This is a genomic window from Streptococcus oralis, from assembly GCF_001578935.1.
GTDB lineage: Bacteria > Bacillota > Bacilli > Lactobacillales > Streptococcaceae > Streptococcus > Streptococcus oralis_R.
The window spans coordinates 35,222-51,596 of the sequence record NZ_KQ969523.1 but is presented as its reverse complement, the minus strand read 5'-3'; the positions used below and the strand labels follow the sequence as shown (position 1 = coordinate 51,596).

15 protein-coding genes are annotated in these 16,375 nt (G+C 42.5%); 2 read left to right on the top strand and 13 right to left on the bottom strand.

Features of this window, described 5'->3' with window-relative positions:
- Nucleotides 1–4 precede the first annotated feature (4 nt).
- The 13 genes from SORDD15_RS08970 to SORDD15_RS08910 all read right to left on the bottom strand — a co-directional run bounded on the left by SORDD15_RS08970 (nucleotide 5) and on the right by SORDD15_RS08910 (nucleotide 11,490).
- Nucleotides 5–418 (bottom strand): nuclear transport factor 2 family protein, encoded by a 414-nt coding sequence (locus tag SORDD15_RS08970; protein ID WP_155718788.1) that lies wholly within the window; start codon nucleotides 416–418, stop codon nucleotides 5–7.
- A complete protein-coding gene (locus SORDD15_RS08965) occupies nucleotides 409–1,227 on the bottom strand; it encodes an MBL fold metallo-hydrolase (RefSeq protein ID WP_061416521.1) in 819 nt (272 codons plus the stop codon). Before SORDD15_RS08965 ends, SORDD15_RS08970 begins: the two co-directional genes overlap by 10 nt.
- Before the next feature lie 138 nt (nucleotides 1,228–1,365).
- Nucleotides 1,366–1,932: a TetR family transcriptional regulator gene (locus SORDD15_RS08960; RefSeq protein WP_061416519.1), complete on the bottom strand. Its 567-nt coding sequence runs from the start codon at nucleotides 1,930–1,932 to the stop codon at nucleotides 1,366–1,368.
- 64 nt (nucleotides 1,933–1,996) lie between these two features.
- On the bottom strand, nucleotides 1,997–2,617 hold the full coding sequence (locus SORDD15_RS08955) for a DsbA family protein (RefSeq protein ID WP_061416517.1): 621 nt from the start codon (nucleotides 2,615–2,617) through the stop codon (nucleotides 1,997–1,999).
- 3 nt (nucleotides 2,618–2,620) lie between these two features.
- Nucleotides 2,621–3,472: a VOC family protein gene (locus SORDD15_RS08950; protein ID WP_061416515.1), complete on the bottom strand. Its 852-nt coding sequence runs from the start codon at nucleotides 3,470–3,472 to the stop codon at nucleotides 2,621–2,623.
- Between the two features lie 129 nt (nucleotides 3,473–3,601).
- Entirely contained in the window at nucleotides 3,602–4,639 is a 1,038-nt protein-coding gene (locus tag SORDD15_RS08945; RefSeq protein ID WP_061416514.1) for an aldose epimerase family protein, read from the bottom strand.
- Between the two features lie 146 nt (nucleotides 4,640–4,785).
- Nucleotides 4,786–5,781, bottom strand: coding sequence for a tagatose-bisphosphate aldolase (gene lacD / locus SORDD15_RS08940; protein ID WP_061416627.1), 996 nt, complete (start codon nucleotides 5,779–5,781; stop codon nucleotides 4,786–4,788).
- A 10-nt stretch (nucleotides 5,782–5,791) separates the two neighbouring features.
- On the bottom strand, nucleotides 5,792–6,958 hold the full coding sequence (locus tag SORDD15_RS08935) for an SIS domain-containing protein (RefSeq protein ID WP_061416512.1): 1,167 nt from the start codon (nucleotides 6,956–6,958) through the stop codon (nucleotides 5,792–5,794).
- Between the two features lie 117 nt (nucleotides 6,959–7,075).
- On the bottom strand, nucleotides 7,076–7,480 hold the full coding sequence (locus tag SORDD15_RS08930; RefSeq protein ID WP_081102417.1) for a PTS sugar transporter subunit IIA: 405 nt from the start codon (nucleotides 7,478–7,480) through the stop codon (nucleotides 7,076–7,078).
- Between the two features lie 10 nt (nucleotides 7,481–7,490).
- A complete protein-coding gene (locus SORDD15_RS08925) occupies nucleotides 7,491–8,312 on the bottom strand; it encodes a PTS system mannose/fructose/sorbose family transporter subunit IID (RefSeq protein ID WP_061416510.1) in 822 nt (273 codons plus the stop codon).
- Nucleotides 8,299–9,204, bottom strand: coding sequence for a PTS mannose/fructose/sorbose/N-acetylgalactosamine transporter subunit IIC (locus SORDD15_RS08920; RefSeq protein WP_033629162.1), 906 nt, complete (start codon nucleotides 9,202–9,204; stop codon nucleotides 8,299–8,301). The genes SORDD15_RS08925 and SORDD15_RS08920 overlap by 14 nt, the downstream gene beginning before the upstream one ends.
- Nucleotides 9,205–9,229: 25 nt before the next feature.
- Nucleotides 9,230–9,706: a PTS sugar transporter subunit IIB gene (locus tag SORDD15_RS08915; protein WP_061416508.1), complete on the bottom strand. Its 477-nt coding sequence runs from the start codon at nucleotides 9,704–9,706 to the stop codon at nucleotides 9,230–9,232.
- On the bottom strand, nucleotides 9,703–11,490 hold the full coding sequence (locus tag SORDD15_RS08910; RefSeq protein ID WP_061416506.1) for a glycoside hydrolase family 35 protein: 1,788 nt from the start codon (nucleotides 11,488–11,490) through the stop codon (nucleotides 9,703–9,705). Before SORDD15_RS08910 ends, SORDD15_RS08915 begins: the two co-directional genes overlap by 4 nt.
- Nucleotides 11,491–11,769: 279 nt before the next feature.
- Between SORDD15_RS08910 and SORDD15_RS08905 the strand changes: the two genes are divergently transcribed.
- On the top strand, nucleotides 11,770–12,528 hold the full coding sequence (locus tag SORDD15_RS08905; protein ID WP_196756226.1) for a GntR family transcriptional regulator: 759 nt from the start codon (nucleotides 11,770–11,772) through the stop codon (nucleotides 12,526–12,528).
- 297 nt (nucleotides 12,529–12,825) lie between these two features.
- Nucleotides 12,826–16,326 carry an LPXTG-anchored beta-N-acetylhexosaminidase StrH gene (strH, locus tag SORDD15_RS08900; RefSeq protein ID WP_061416501.1) on the top strand — a complete coding sequence of 1,167 codons (3,501 nt, stop codon included), beginning with the start codon at nucleotides 12,826–12,828 and terminating at the stop codon, nucleotides 16,324–16,326.
- Nucleotides 16,327–16,375 lie beyond the last annotated feature (49 nt).

Below are 16,375 nucleotides of genomic sequence, written 5' to 3'. Positions count from 1 at the left end.
CTTTCTATAATGTCATTGCGGCTTGTACGAGGGCACTATCAACAACTTGAATAAAGTTGACAACTTTTCCCGCCTCGTCAAATCGATAAAAATGTGCAAAGTCTGCTCTAAAAAATTTATTGGTTTTCTTGTAAGTCCCACTGTATTGCCCATGAACGACGACTTGATTCTCACTCACAAAATACGATTTTGGTGTCGCCTGATAGTCCATCCATTCTGAGCCTAGACGACTATGAACATGGTCAACAACCGCATCAATCCCATGGTAAACACCACCATAAGGGAAACCTTCTGCCTCTTGCCAGACCAATTGGTCTGCAAAATAAGCTTTAAAGTCCGCTATCCGCCCTTCAGCCATTGCTTGGTAAGACTGGGCTACCAATTCTTTGTAATCAACTGTCATTTCTATTACCCCCATACCATTTCACCTGTCATAACTTTGGCACTCATGTCGAGAACTGATTCGTTACGAAGATTTGGAAAACGCTCCTGAATTTTTTCTTTAAAAGTTTCTGAATCCTGAACATAACCTTTTAGTTCAATCGCGTACTCAATATAGTCTAGCGAGAATTGTAAGGCTTGATTGTCAAAGGAACGACTCTCATCACCATGGCTCACAACTACTAAATCGGCATCCAAAGCTAATAATTCACGCAAACGCCCTTGCCAGTCACGTAATTCCTTTATAGTTGGTGTATCTGCAAGGAACAAGTGACTTTCGTTGAACACATTAACGCCACCGATAAGTGTTTTTGTCTCTTCATTCCAGAGATTGACTTGGGAAGGCTCAGAACCATACAATTTCCAGCTTGTTCCTTGAAACTCAATGACCTGCTCAGTCATGACAGATGGAATCACGACATTTTTTGGTAGATCGTCTCCCAGAAAATCACGCCAAACTTCGAGTTTGTTTTCTACAGTCGCTAGGATATGTTCCACCACAAAAGGTGTCGCTACGGCTACAACCTCTGGAAATGCTGCCTTGACTTCTTCTAAACCAAAATAATAATCTGGATCCCCATGGATAATGAAAATCTGTTCTAATTCTAGCTTGTTTTCTTTGAGATACTCCACGATTTCTCGGCCATCTGAGAGTCTAAAACGTGCCCCAATTAACAAAGCCTTTTGCTTGCGAACCACCAAGGTCGATGTGACCATGAAGCCCATCTCATCAGCTGTAAAAACATGTAATTTCGTGCCATCAGACAATGTAAAATCTTTAGCCATTTTCTTTCCTCCAAATATGATTATTGTTAGGTGTTGTTTTTATTTACATGTTTTATTATACGCGAATATAAAAAGCGTTCAATCAGCAATAAATGACAATCTGTTGCTTATCGAACACTTTTTAAGGATCTGTATGGTTTACGTATGATCAAATAAAATGAGTTGCTCCGTCTCCGTCATCCAAGATGCTAGATCTTCCTTATTTTCACGACAAGCACCCAAAACCCAACGATTAGCGGTAGCTACAATGCTCGCCTTTAAAACATCCTGTTTGTACAAGGCCCAAACATCGTCTCCAGCCTCTCTTGGAAAAATACTTTGGAAATAAGTAGCGACAATGTCATCAAACCAAGCCGAGCTTAACTTTCTTTCTGCCATTAATTTGAACAATTCTTGATTTTCCTCAACGTAAGTCAAAATGAGTAGGATATGGTCAAAACTATCTCCCTGCTCCCAGTTTTCTTGTAAGGTTCGAGCCGTCAAATCCTGAATCGCAGCAGAAAACTCTTCTCCTACCTCCATTTCAATCTTCTCTAACAGATCGTACTTATCGAGATAGTGGGCGTAAAAAGTCCCTCGATTGATTTCTGCTGTATGAATAATCTCTGCTACTGTAATTTTCTTGAATGGTTTTTCAGCAAGCAAACCTAGCACCGATTGACGAATGGCTAGCTTTGTTTTTTTGATACGCAAATCTTGGGGCATGATATTCTCCTTTTTCTCTATTATACCAAAAAGGGCCGGCAAAACCGGCTCTTCATGATTTATTCTAATCTAGATGCAATAAACTTTGATAAGTTGCTTCTAGTTCTTCCACTGTTTGGGCCTGTCCTCTTAGGTCGTAATAGCGACCATCCTTTTCAAGGATCAGGGTCGGATAGCTAGTCACCCCCAGCTCATGTGCTCTCCTAAAGTCCGGATGGGGTTCTCTGGACTGCCAAGCTATCGCAACCTCTGGTAAAAGGATCATAGGATCCAGATCGAATTCGCCAATCACATTTTCATAGGTCTCAAGGTCTGACAAGAGCTGTCCTTTCTCATAAAAGGCTTGCTGCATCCGATAAGCAAGCGCTACTTGCTCTTCTTGTGGGATATAGCGACGAAGGACTCCAAAAGCCTGAGCTGCCCTGAGTGAATCAACTGGTAAGTCTTGGGTAAAGGTTGCTTTAAAAGCCTCGCCAAACTCAACTCCATATCTCCGAGCAATCTCCTCGTTCATGGTATCATATGCTCCCAGTTGGCGCGTGGTTTTTTCATTTCCACCCGTAAAGAGCCCACCAGAGATCATGTCCAGTTCAAGCTCAGGATGAGCTTTCATAAAGGGTGCTAAGATCTTGTCAAAACCATAACACCAGCCACAATAGGCATCCCAAATATAGTAAACTTTCATGCACTACCCCTTTCGCACACGGGTTAGGATCCCATCTGGATCCTCAAAGATAAGTTCATTGGAGGTCACCCAAGTAATGGGAGCTCCCTCTTCCTTGGCAGCTGCTGCAATGACAAGCAGGCTTTCTTTCTCTTCCACCTCGACAACGTAGGAGGCAAGACCTGGCATGTCTTTCTCACGGTGCGCTAGCTTTTTCCCACCCCATTCATTGACAGCTAAATGGTGGTGGTAAGCACCTGCTGCGATCCAACTGGCATTTGGAATGCTAAACTTATCTTCTAAACCGAGCACTTGCTGATAGAAACGACTGGAAGCTTGGCTATCCTTGACAGATAGGTGAATATGGCCCATGCGCGTTTCTGGATCGATAACAAAAGGATTCACTTCCCGTCCCAGCTCATAAATATCCTGGGCAGCCAATTCCTCCGTCACCCCGACAATGCGGCCGTCCTCACGAATATCCCAAACTGACACCGGCTTGTCTCGATACAGCTCAATTCCATTACCTTCCAAGTCTTCTAAGTAGAGAGCTTCGCTGTAACCATGATCCGCCCCACCGATGAGGGGAATCTGCAATTCAGCGATATGCTTAAAAACATCCCCCAAAGCTTCTCGGCTCGGCAAGAGAATAGCCAGATGATAAAGACCATAACTGTCCTTTACGAGTTCCCTTCGATCGGTCTCTATCAGGTGAACCAAGGGCTTCCCCCCGGCACCTAGAAGGACTTCTCGATCTGACTGCGATAAAATCTCCAACCCGATAATCTGATGGTAAAAGGCTGTCTGTCGCTTCAAATCTTGAACGTTTAACACTGCTTCTGCTAGGTAAATGTGGCTATTGTAGGTGTAGGTCATATTAATTCCTCTTTTCTTTGTTGTAACTATTTAACTTACAACAATTATACACTTTCTAGCCGTAATGTCAACAGTTACATCTCGGTGTTTTAAAAAATCTCAGAAGATACCTCCTGAGATTGAACTCTATTATTTCACCACTATTTGGTAGCGAGTTTTGCTGGTAAAGGTTTCCCCAGCCTTGAGAATGACTTGGTCTTTGAGATCACTGTGAATGGCATCTGGTAAAGCTTGCGCTTCAAGGGCAACCCCATTGTGCTGAATCATCGGTTGACCAGCTAGAATCACACTCTCGTCCACGAAGTTTGCTGTATAAACGACCAAGCAAGGGGCTTCTGTCTTAAAGGTCATAAAGCGACCAGAATCCTGATCGTAGAGGAAGCCAGCATTGTCATGCCCCGCTGGAAGAGCAAAGGGGTGATCTAGACCAGTTACCAACTGCACTTGGGCATCGTCCTCTGCAAACAAGTCCTTGAATACTGCACCATTGTAGATATGTTTAATCACATCTCGATTAGCATCTGGATTTTTCTCAGGGACACCATCTGGAGCGATTGGATAGATTCCTTCCGTATTGAGCTGGAAGACATGGCGATCAATGGTTTTAGTGAAATCACCCGAAAGATTGAAATAGCTGTGGTTAGTTGGATTGACCAAGGTATCCTGATCTGTCGTTACCTTGTAGCTGATTTCGTAGGCACCAGTTTCTTCCAAGTGATAGCTAATCCAAATCTTGAGATTACCAGGAAATCCTCCTGTCCCGTCTGTACGCTCTGTATAGAGAGTCAATCCATGGTCGTTCACTTCAACTAGTTCAAATAAGCTAGAATCCCAACCAGTTGAACCACTGTGGTTACAGTTGCTAGCATTGTTGACTTCAAGATCATAGGTCTGACCATTGAGCTCAAAGGTCGCCCCTGCGATACGACCTGCCACAGGACCTACGCTCGCTCCATGCTTGGGACTATTGCCTACATAGCTATCAAAGTCATCAAATCCCAAGATAACGTTAGCAAAATTTCCAGCCTTATCAGGTGTGACATAACGCAAGATGGTCGCACCATAAGTCATGACCTCAAGTTGGTAGCCACCGTCAGTCTCAAAGCGATAGGACAAGACATCCTTGCCCTCATGATTTCCAAATACACGCTCTGTGTATGCTTTCATTCTTCTCTCCTTTGACTCATTTCTCTTAAGTAAACAAACCATAGAGAGTGTATTTACCATCTATGGTTGTAGTTTCTATTTTCAGAATCCTTTGTCAGAAAACCTTGAGTATCTTCTTAACAAAAGGGGATTCTTCTATACTTGTTTTATGCTTCCACACGTTCAGTCCATGAAGTCGCTGTGGTTTGAAGAACCTTGTTGAGTTCGTCAATGTTCTCAAATCCAGTTGTGCGAAGCCATTCGCGAGCTGCTGCTTCACCGTCTTTGATGTAGGCTTCCACTGATCCAGCCCAAGTTGCACGGCCGCAAAGCACACCATTGAAGTTTGCGCCTGATTCGTGGGCAAAGACAAGGGTTTCTTGGAAGAGTTTGGCTGATACACCTGCACTCAAGTAGATGTATGGCAAGTTAGTTGCTTCATCTTGCGCTTTGAAGAAGGCTGCTGCTTCTTCACGAGTATGCACGATTTCACCATCGCCAAAGCCTTCAACGTATTTGACGTTTACTGGAACTTCCACTTTCAAGACATCGATGTTGAAGCGTGGGTCTGAGAAGACCTTCATGGCACCGATAACCTTGTGTGGTTTGACTTTGGCATATTCTGCAGAACCTGCGTCAGCGATTTTTTCATCATAAGCGAGGATTTCAAGGAAGAACGGAATGTCTTCCGCCACACACTCAGAACCGATACGCTCGATGTAGGCTTGTTTTTGTTGGTTGAGTTCGTCAGAGCTGTCTACGTCATAGTAAAGCAAGAATTTGACAGCATCTGCACCTTGTTCCTTGATGCGTTTTGCAGACCAAACATCCAAGCAGTCAGGCAAACGTTTGGTGCTGGTTGTGTCGTAACCAGTTTTTTCATAAGCTAGGAGAAGGCCAGCGTTGGCATCCAGCGCTTTTGTAGCTGGAAGTCCATATTCAGGGTCAAGAAGCATTGATGATGCGTATTTGGTCAATTCATCTGCAACCAAGACTTTCAATTCTTCCATTTGAGCCACAGTTGGTTCTTCTGTTTGGTGTTGAGCCATGAGGCGTTTCAAAGCACCACGTTGGTCAAAGGCAAGGGCTGAGATAATGCCGTTCTCGTCAGAGAGTTTTTGCAAGCAAGCTACTTTATTGGGACTTAATTGTAATTTACTCATAGATACTTCCTTATTTTTGATAGTCATGAATGATGACACCTTGTACCACACGGTTTACTGTACCCATAGGAGACGGTGTATCTGGTTTGTTTTCCACTTTAAGCGAAGTCAAAAGGGCAAAGAGTTGGGCATAAACAATGTAAGGGAAGACACGGTAAATATCGTTCAAGACACCACCACAGCCAAGGGCTACTTCTTTGACATTTTCAAGACCAAAGACTTGATCACTCAAAAGCACAACACGACGAGCAATCTGATCACCAGCCACTTCACGAACCAAGTCCAAATCATACTTGCGAGTGTAATCTGTCGTTGTACCAAATACCAAAACAACTGTATCTTCGTTGATCAATGATTTTGGACCGTGACGGAAGCCGACTGGGCTTTCATACATAGTCGCAACTTGACCAGCTGTTAATTCCAAAATCTTCAACTGAGCTTCATGAGCAAGACCGAAGAAAGAACCAGCGCCCAGGTAGATAACACGGTTAAAGTCGAGGTCAACCAGCTCTTTAACATCTGCTGCATTGTCTAGAACTTTACGGGCAAGACTAGAAACAACTCCAAAACGTTCAGATTTCACAGCAAATTCTGTAGGATCAAAGACCAAGAGAGCTGTTAGCATCATAGACGTAAAGCTAGAAGTCATGGCAAATCCAGCATCGTTGGAAGCAGCTGGTTGCAAGAGCAAAAGATTGCGGTCATCGCCATGAGCCTGAAGCGCCAATTTCCCTTCTGCAGCACATGTAATGGTCACTTGATAGAGGTCGTCCACCAAGGCTTTAGCCAAATCAACTGTCGCCACACTTTCAGGTGAATTCCCACTACGAGCAAAGGAAACAAGAACAGTCGCCACATCTTTTTTCAGATAAGTTTCTGGATTGGCAACAATATCAGTTGTCGCAATGGCATTGAAATTCCATTTGCGTTCGTCATAGACTTCCTTAAAGTAAGGTACCAAGGTATCTCCCACATAAGCAGAAGTCCCAGCACCCGTCAAGATAACCTTGATATAGTCATGTTTATCAGCAATCCCTTGTAGGAAGGCTGCAATTTCTTCTCGTTTTGCTTGATAGGCTTCAAAAGCCTCTTTCCATACATCAGGCTGTTGGTAGATTTCACGAGTCGTGATTTCTGCACCCAGTTCAAGCAATTCTTCTTTTGTGTAATTTAGCATAGAGTTCCTCTAATCTATTGTTGTTTCATTCCTATTGAAAATATGGGAATGGGATTGACTCCCATTCCCATGTATATTCTATACAAGTTGTTCTAACGATTTTCACGTTGTCACATCTTATTCGTCTTCGTCATCATCGAATCCTGCTAACAAATCATTGACTTTTACAATGCTTTCTGCAGCACGGCTCTTGTAGTCCGCATCTGCACCTGTAAGGCTTGCATTGATAAATTCAACGACCATCGGAAGATTCATCCCTGCGTATAGGTCAATGGCTTGACCTTCCATGACCAAACGGCTGACCACATTACATGGTGTGCCACCAAGAAGGTCTGCAAAGACAATGAAATCATCCAAATTTTCAACTGTCGCCTTAAATTTAGCTGTAAAGTCTTCTGGACCGTCTTCTGGAAGAAGCGCAACTGTATAGATATTTTCTTGTGGTCCCATAATCATCTCTGTGCTAGCTTTCAGCTCTTCGCAGAAACGACCATGGCTGACCAATACTAATGATTTACTCATAAGCCCTCAACTACGCTCCCATTCCAAGCAAGAATTTACCAATAGCAGAAAGGCCTACTGCAAGAACGATAATGATACCGATAGCTTTAGTAGAGTTCATACCTTTCTTACCAAGCAACCAGAAGATAAAGGCAGTAAAGATTGCTGGAAGCAAGCGTGGGAAGATTGAGTTCAAGATGTCTTGGAAGTCAATCATCTTTTCACCGATTGGCAATTTGTAAGAAATATCAAAGTTAATCATTGTTGCTACAAGAGCACCCATCATGAAGACACCAAGTACAGATGCAGCATCAATCAAAGCTGTCAAAGTACTTTGCATGTTGTTGATAAGGTTAACCCCTTCTTTGTAGGCAAATTCCAATTGTTTCCAACGGAAGATGTCATAAGCAACTGCAACTGCGATCCAAAGGAAGATACCCCATGGTTGGCCAGCGATAGCCATAGTTGCTGCGATAGATCCCATGATGGCAGGAACCAAAGAACCAAAGATGGTATCTCCAAGTGGAGCAAATGGTCCCATCAAACCTGTCTTGATACCGTTAACGGCATCTTTTGAACCCACACCATCTTTTTCTTCCATGGCAAGGTCAAAACCAGCGATAATTGTGTGGAAGAATGGTGAAGTATTGAAGAATTGAGTATGAACTTTCATCATTTCTTTCAATTCAGGAGTTCCATCCCCATACATTTTACGCAATTGAGGCAAGATCATGTAAAGGTAACCAGAAGCTTGCATACGTTCGTAGTTCCAACCTAATTGGAAAGTAAACAAGCTACGTTTGTTGATTTGATTAAAATCTTCTTTTGTAAGTTTGTAATTAGAATTCGTCATCTTCGATTTCCCCACTTTCTGATGGTGTAGAAGGTGCTGCTACAGCTACTTTTTGGCTGTTCTTAAAGTGAACAACTGCAAGGAAGATACCTACGATAGAGATACCAATCATAGACAAGCCTTTGAAGTTGTTAGCAAAGCCAATCTTTTCAGCAACATCAGCAGGAAGAGTACCAAGGATACCCGCAACAGCTCCACCAAGACCTGTTACATATGAGTAAAGAACAGTCAACATAGCTGTCAAACCGAATCCCATTGCAAGGTAGTGAAGGTTACGTTTAACTGGAAGGTAACGAAGCAAGATTGCAAATCCAAGACCTGGAAGCATACGACCTGCAAGTGTCAAACCGTCTGCAACCCATTGGTATTCTTTAACAAGGTCTACTACTGATTGTACGAAAGCACCACCAAAAGCAAGAGCAAAGAATACTGGAAGGGCACGAGAAAGAGCCCAAGGCACTGCACCGAGTAAGTAGTTGCGTTCGATACCTTTGTAGTCAAAGCGTTCGATCGCAGCATCAATACGGTGTGCAAAGAAAGTAGTTGTCATACGTCCAAGAACGTCGAAGTATGTCAGAAGTGCTGCTACTGGTACAGCGATTGTTGTAATCGCAAGATCTGTATCAATACCTTGTGAGATAGAGAATGCTGTCGCAAGAACCGCACCAGATGTTGCGTCAATACGAGAAGCACCACCGAAGGTACCAACCCCGAGAACGAACAACTGCAAGCTACCACCGATAAACAAACCAGTTGTCACATCTCCCATGATCAAACCAGTAATGAAACCAGCGAATACAGGGGAACCTGCAGATGAAACGATTGTCAACTCATCACAGATTTGATAAGCTGAGTACAAAGTGAGAAGTAAAATTTGCCACCATTGTATCATAACAATGACCTCCTAAAAATTTTTCCTATTTTAATAAGCTCAAAAAGTCTGAAATTGGATCGTTTGGAACCATTTGAGCAGTGAGTTTAACACCTTTTTCTGCAAGTTTGTGGAAGTCTTCCACATCCTTATCCACTACGTTGATAGAACGTGTGATAGCGCGAGTTTCTGGTGTTTGAGACATGTTTCCGACATTGAGTGTTTCAAGTGGCACTCCAGCTTCCACCAAGGCAAGGAAACGGTCTGGTTTTTTCGCAACGATAAAGAGCCGTTGGCTATCGTATTTACCAGCAAGGATATTAGCAGCTGCTTTTTCAATTGGCAAAATGCTGAGTTTCACTCCTGGCGGTGTCGCCAATTTCAACCCGCTTTTTTCAAGATCGTTTTGAGCGACTTCGTCGTCAATGACCATGATGCGTGAAACATTTAGTTTTCCAGCCCAAAGGTTGGCTACTTGACCATGGATCAAACGTCCATCGATACGGCTTCCTACAATTGTCATAAGTTTTCCCCCTTTATATGTTTTAGTGTAGGTTTACGAGTTAAATGAATCTCTTCTTTATATTCGCCCTCTGTTTCAAAGATGATGATGCGGTTAGCACCTTCCTTGAGATAACTGTGAGGGATATAAAGTGAGAGGGTCGGGCCGACGTTCCAAAAACGCCCTAGGTGACGCCCGTTGACAAAGGCAACTCCCTTACCAAACTCAGACAAGTTTAAGTAGGTATCCTTCGGCTCTTCAACAGTAAAGTCGAAAGCGTAAAAGGCTGGTTGTCCTTGAGTCCATCCTTTTGAAAAATCAATCTTCTCAGGATTATCCAGTGGCAGTGGATATTGTTTCCAATTCAGTAAGAAATGTAGATCCTTGCAGACACCTGTTCGAATTCCTTTACGCTGCGTATCTGCCAAGAACTTATGTCCGTAGTTGACACGCCCCATATTTTCGATCAAGATGTCAATCTCTGAAAAGCCTTCTCGGTTGCCCTGACAGTAGATATCTTCACCAATTTCTGTCTGGTATTGAGTAGCAATCCATTGACCATCTACAAAAAGTTGAGCTCTGTCACGTCCATCAATGATACGGAGACGTTCCTCTTCTGCATCCCAACTTGCCTCAGTACGATAGAGTAGGTAACCATAGCTTTGACCAAGTTCTTCCATCGCTTTTGGATAGAGACTTTCAGTTGGACTTGCTAAACTATCCAAGGTTTCAAACAAGGAAACTTTTTCGACCAATGGAATTGCCTCTATCGCCATGCTTTCCTTATAAAGTGGTTCCAACTGTGGATACTCTGGGAAGTGTGTTGCCATCATCTTCTTGACCGCTAGGTATTTAGCAGTTGGATTTCCTTCTTCATCGAGAAGGGCATCATAGTCGTAAGATGTGACTTGCGGCAAATCCAGAGTTCCTCGAGCCGAGCAACCATTCATGAAACCAAAGTTTGTCCCTCCATGGAACATGTAAAGGTTGATAGAGCCTTGTTCCAATACCTCTCGAACAGCTTCTGCCAATTCTTTAGGATCCCGTGTGATGATGGGTTCTTTCCAACGGTTGAACCACCCATCCCAGAATTCCATACACATGAGGGGCCATTTCTTGCCATGCTCATCAAAGAATTCCTGCATCTGTGAAAAGTTGTACGGAGCTTTAGAACCGAAGTTTCCTGTCACAAAGAGGTCGTCTTCGATTAAGGTTCCGGCTTTCAGAGCAGCCCTCCATGGGCCATCTGAAGTAAAGAGTGGGCAATCAATCCCTCGGTCTTCCATCAAGTTCCGAATTGATCGTAGATAAGACTTATCTTCTCCATAAGAGCCATATTCATTTTCGACTTGCATCATAAGAATGTTTCCGCCATTATCCAACAAGCGAGGCACAAGCCTTGGCAATAATTGGTCATAATAGCGAGCAACAGCCTCGATGTAGACTGGGTCGGACGAGCGAATTCGCATGTCCTTGGTCAAGAGCCAAGCTGGCAAGCCCCCAAATTCCCATTCCGCACAGATAAATGGAGACGGGCGTACAATGGCGTAGAGACCCAGATCTTGTGCAATTTGAAGAAATCTCTCCAAATTTCTGGCACCTTCAAAATCAAACTCCCCTTCAACAGGTTCGTGTAAATTCCAAGCCACATAGGTTTCGACTGTATTAAAGCCAAGCGCCTTTAAGTTATAGAGAGAATGATACCAATCCTCTTCTGGAATCCTAAAATAATGAATGGCGCCGGACAAAATCTTGAACGGTTTTTCGTCTAAATAGAAATCGTCCTCAATTTTAAATCTTGTCATGTTATTACCTCTGACGAATTAAGTTTGCGCTTTCATTTATTATAATATTAACTATAATCAAATCTTTTGCATTTGTCAATAGGGTTTAGAAAAATATTTAAAATTTTTCTATTTTTTTACTTACCATTTACCAAAATTATCTAAAAATAGTATGAAAACCATCTTTTTATGTATGATAATTTACAAGGCCATCAAATGAATTTTTTTACATGTAAAATAACATTTTTAGTCTATTATTTTAATTTTTTTGACCTTAATACTACTATTTTTTCTTTATTTATGGTAAAATCTAGGTTGGAGAGAGAGAATCGAGGTGAAATTATGGCTATTCCTAAATACCAATATATTAAAGATGAATTAAAAAACAAAATCATCTCTGGTCAATTTGCAAGTGGAGATAAATTTTATACCGAAGCCGAATTGATCGCGATGTACGATGTGAGTTCTATCACAGTTGTTCGTGCCTTGAACGACCTTGCTAAAGACGGCTACATCGTTCGTCAACAAGGAAAAGGTACGTTTGTTTCACGCGCACGTAAACATAAACTCGTTGAGTTTTCAGATGTCGAAATCTTTGAAACAAAAGACGATAAAGTTACTGTCCTTTCTATCGAGCGTGGAAACAAATTTGAATATTTAGATAAACTTGGACTACGTGGAGATCAATTCTACTATAAGATTGAACGTATTCGTCAGACAAACGATGTGACATACATCTACCACACATCTTATATTCCTGAGCAATACATCAATGCCAACTATCCAAATCTTGACTATTATAGCTCTATCTATGCACGTTTCAAATTGGATTATCACATTCACATGAGTGATGAACATTTTGAGGAAATCAACGAAATCGCATTCCCAACACCAGAGCATGCTGCTTCTGTACTCGGAATCGATACACAATTCCCAACTGTCTTCCAAACGAAGACTACAAAACTTGAGGCCACTGGCCAAGTCCTTGCCTATAGTGAAACTTATAAGCGAGCAGACTACTACAAAATCAAATTCATCTCATGTAACCGAGGTCATTAAGAGAAAGCTTGAGCCCAGCTCAGGCTTTTTCTATATTCATTATAGCATGCATAATTTAGTATGAACACATGACAAAAGGCAATTCTTTAATTAGTAGTGTTTTTACTAAAAACAGTAAAATACCGACTGATTCTCTTATTTCACTCTTTATAGACTATTTTCTTCTAAATCTTATGATTTCCTCTATTTATTATAGTTCTTATATAAACCCACTTGACATTTTACTCCTGAGATAATAAAATAAATTTGGTTTTATGTAAACGCTATCATATATGATAATAACAAGGAGGTTCTATCATGAAACTAGAAAAGAAACAGCGCTTCTCCATTCGTAAGTACGCAATCGGAGCCGCTTCTGTACTTATCGGATTTGCTTTTAGTGCCCAAACCGTGTCTGCCGACGGGATTGCTCCGTCTCCAATAGCTGAAGAAACCGTTCAAACTATTCAGGAGAGTCCGCAAGCAACCGAAAAACCTGTAGACTCCAAGATTCCAGAAAAACTGGAAGAAAAGGCTGACAAGCCTATAAAAGAGGAGGTCAAAGAAGACAAGGAGGTTCCTCGAACAGTTGCTCCAAAAACAGAAGAGTCAAGCGCACCAGTTGTGACAGAAAATGCTGCTCCAACTCCTACTACCGAGAAAGAAAGCCCTGCCCCAGCTGAAACTCCTGCTGAAGGTACTCCTTCAGAAAAGAAAAATGAAGCCGTCACACCTGCAGCAACCGCTCCTAGCACTGAACGGGTGGCTGAAGTTAATGAAAAATTAGCCAAAAAGAAAATTGTGTCGATTGATGCTGGACGCAAGTACTTCTCTCCAGAACAACTCAAAGAAATCATCGACAAGGCCAAACACTATGGCTACACTGATCTTCATTTGTTAGTAGGAAATGACGGACTTCGTTTCATGCTAGACGATATGACCATCACAGCTAACGGTAAAACCTATGCCAGTGACGATGTCAAACGTGCTATCGAAAAAGGAAATAACGCTTACTATAATGATCCAAACGGTAATCACTTGACAGAAAGTCAAATGACAGACCTCATCAACTATGCCAAAGAAAAAGGAATCGGCTTTATTCCTACTGTCAACAGCCCTGGTCATATGGATGCCATTCTCAATGCCATGAAAGAGATTGGTATTGAAAAGCCTAATTTTGACTACTTTGGTACAGAATCTGCCCGTACTGTAGACTTGGACAACGAACAAGCCGTCGCCTTTACCAAGGCCTTAATTGACAAATACGCAGCTTACTTCGCTGAAAAATCCGAGATCTTTAACATTGGTTTAGATGAATACGCCAACGATGCAACTAATGCCAAAGGTTGGCAAGTTCTTCAAGCAGATAAATACTACCCTGGCGAAGGCTTCCCTGAAAATGGCTATGGGAAATTTATCAACTACGCTAACGACCTCGCTCGTATCGTCAAATCTCATGGTCTTAAACCAATGGCATTTAATGATGGTATCTACTATAACAACGACACTAGCTTTGGTACTTTTGACAAGGACATCATCGTATCTATGTGGACTGGCGGTTGGGGCGGTTATGATGTCGCTTCTTCTAAATCCCTAGTTGAAAAAGGACACCAAATCATCAATACCAATGATGCTTGGTACTATGTTCTCGGACGCAACGCCGAAGGGCAAGGCTGGTACAACCTTGATCAAGGTCTCAATGGTATCAAAAACACCCCAATCACCTCTGTACCAAAGGCTGATGGGGCAGAAATTCCTATTCTTGGTGGAATGGTTGCTGCCTGGGCAGACACCCCATCTGCACGCTATTCACCATCACGTCTCTTCAAACTCATGCGTCACTTTGCCAATGCAAATGCTGACTACTTTGCAGCTGATTATGAGCCTGCTGAGCAAGCCCTCAAAGACGTACCAACAGATCTTAAACGCTATACAGCTGAAAGTATCGCGGCTGTGAAAGAAGCTGAAAAAGCCGTCCGTTCACTAGACAGCAATCTCAGTCGCGCCCAACAAGACACGATTGACAAGGCTGTCTCAAACTTGACAACTGCTATAGAAAAGCTCACCCTTACTCCAGAAGCTCAAAAAGAAGAAGACGCTAAACGCGAAGTTGAAAAACTTGCTAAAAATAAAGTTATCTCAATTGATGCTGGTCGTAAGTATTTCTCACTTGATCAACTGAAGCGAATCGTTGACAAAGCTAGCGAACTAGGTTACTCAGATATCCACGTTCTTCTAGGGAATGACGGACTTCGCTTCCTCCTAGATGACATGACTATCACTGCCAATGGCAAAACCTATGCTAGTGACGATGTGAAAAACGCTATTATTGCAGGAAACAAAGCCTACTACGACGATCCAAATGGTACTACTCTCAGTCAAGCTGAAATTACCGAATTGATTAACTACGCAAAATCAAAAGGTCTCGGACTTATCCCTGCTATTAACAGTCCGGGTCACATGGATGCCATGTTAGTTGCCATGGAAAAACTCGGTATTCAAAATCCACAAGCTAACTTCAACAATGTTTCCAAAACGACCATGGACCTCGAAAACGAAGAAGCCCTAAACTTCACCAAGGCTCTCATCGGTAAATACATGGACTTCTTTGCTGGGAAGACCAAGATTTTCAACTATGGTACAGACGAGTACGCAAATGACGCAACCGATGCACAAGGTTGGTACTACCTTAAATATTACGGACTTTATGGAAAATTTGCAGAATACGCAAATACCTTGGCTGCCATGGCAAAAGAACGTGGTTTGCAGCCAATGGCCTTCAACGATGGCTTCTACTATAATGATGAGGATGAAGTCGAATTTGATAAAGATGTTTTGATCTCTTACTGGTCTAAAGGATGGTGGGGTTACTACCTCGCATCACCAGAATATCTGGCAAGCAAGGGCTACAAATTCCTCAACACCAACGGTGACTGGTACTATGTCCTAGGCAATCATCAAAAAGATCAAGCCTACCCATTACCAAAAGCACTCGAAAATTCTGGCAAAGTACCATTTAATCAACTTGCTTCTACCAAGTATCCAGAAGTAGACCTTCCAACGGTCGGAAGCATGCTTGCTATTTGGGCAGACAAACCAAGTGCTGAGTACAAGGAAGAAGAAATCTTTGAACTCATGACTGCCTTCGCAGATCACAACAAAGACTACTTCCGCGCTAACTACAATGCCCTCCGCGAGGAGCTTGCTCAAATCCCTGAAAACTTAGAAGGTTACAGCCAAGAAAGCCTTGCAGCACTCCAAACTGCAAAGGATGCTCTCAACTACAACCTCAACCGCAACAAACAAGCAGAACTAGACGCTCTTGTAGCAAACCTCAAAGCTGCGCGTCTCGGTCTCAAGCCAGCTGCAACTCACTCAGGAAGTCTGGATGAGCACGAACTCGCTCCTGCTATCGAAAACAAACCAGAACTCATCATAAGAACTGAAGAGATTCCGTTTGAGATTATCAAAAAAGAAAATCCAAATCTCCCAGCAGGTCAGGAAAAAATTATTACAGCAGGTGTAAAAGGTGAACGCATTCTCTATGTTTCTGTCCTTACAGAAAATGGTCAAAAAACTGAAACCATCGTTGATAGCCAAATAACAAAAGAAGCTGTCAAACAAATCGTTGAAGTCGGAACTGCTGTCGTAAATCAAGCAGACGTCGAACATACAAATAATAGCAAGGGGGAACAAGCAACCAAAGCAGAAGAAAAACAACTCCCTGCAACAGGAAGTCAAGAATCTGCAGGCTTGGTCGCAGCAGGACTCATGGCCACACTAGTAGCCTACGGACTCACTAAGAAAAAAGAAGATTAAACCTCTTCGATAAGCATACAAAAAAGCGAGATTGAATCTCGCTTTTTAT

Coding starts and splice junctions, on each gene's coding strand:
- SORDD15_RS08935 (WP_061416512.1), bottom strand. CDS start 6,958: ATGCTAAATTACACAAAAGAAGAATTGCTTGAACTGGGTGCAGAAATC.
- lacD (WP_061416627.1), bottom strand. CDS start 5,781: ATGAGTAAATTACAATTAAGTCCCAATAAAGTAGCTTGCTTGCAAAAA.
- SORDD15_RS08965 (WP_061416521.1), bottom strand. CDS start 1,227: ATGGCTAAAGATTTTACATTGTCTGATGGCACGAAATTACATGTTTTT.
- SORDD15_RS08930 (WP_081102417.1), bottom strand. CDS start 7,480: ATGAGTAAATCATTAGTATTGGTCAGCCATGGTCGTTTCTGCGAAGAG.
- SORDD15_RS08905 (WP_196756226.1), top strand. CDS start 11,770: ATGGTAAAATCTAGGTTGGAGAGAGAGAATCGAGGTGAAATTATGGCT.
- SORDD15_RS08960 (WP_061416519.1), bottom strand. CDS start 1,932: ATGCCCCAAGATTTGCGTATCAAAAAAACAAAGCTAGCCATTCGTCAA.
- SORDD15_RS08920 (WP_033629162.1), bottom strand. CDS start 9,204: ATGATACAATGGTGGCAAATTTTACTTCTCACTTTGTACTCAGCTTAT.
- SORDD15_RS08910 (WP_061416506.1), bottom strand. CDS start 11,490: ATGACAAGATTTAAAATTGAGGACGATTTCTATTTAGACGAAAAACCG.
- SORDD15_RS08925 (WP_061416510.1), bottom strand. CDS start 8,312: ATGACGAATTCTAATTACAAACTTACAAAAGAAGATTTTAATCAAATC.
- SORDD15_RS08950 (WP_061416515.1), bottom strand. CDS start 3,472: ATGACCTACACCTACAATAGCCACATTTACCTAGCAGAAGCAGTGTTA.
- SORDD15_RS08970 (WP_155718788.1), bottom strand. CDS start 418: ATGGGGGTAATAGAAATGACAGTTGATTACAAAGAATTGGTAGCCCAG.
- strH (WP_061416501.1), top strand. CDS start 12,826: ATGAAACTAGAAAAGAAACAGCGCTTCTCCATTCGTAAGTACGCAATC.
- SORDD15_RS08945 (WP_061416514.1), bottom strand. CDS start 4,639: ATGAAAGCATACACAGAGCGTGTATTTGGAAATCATGAGGGCAAGGAT.
- SORDD15_RS08955 (WP_061416517.1), bottom strand. CDS start 2,617: ATGAAAGTTTACTATATTTGGGATGCCTATTGTGGCTGGTGTTATGGT.
- SORDD15_RS08915 (WP_061416508.1), bottom strand. CDS start 9,706: ATGACAATTGTAGGAAGCCGTATCGATGGACGTTTGATCCATGGTCAA.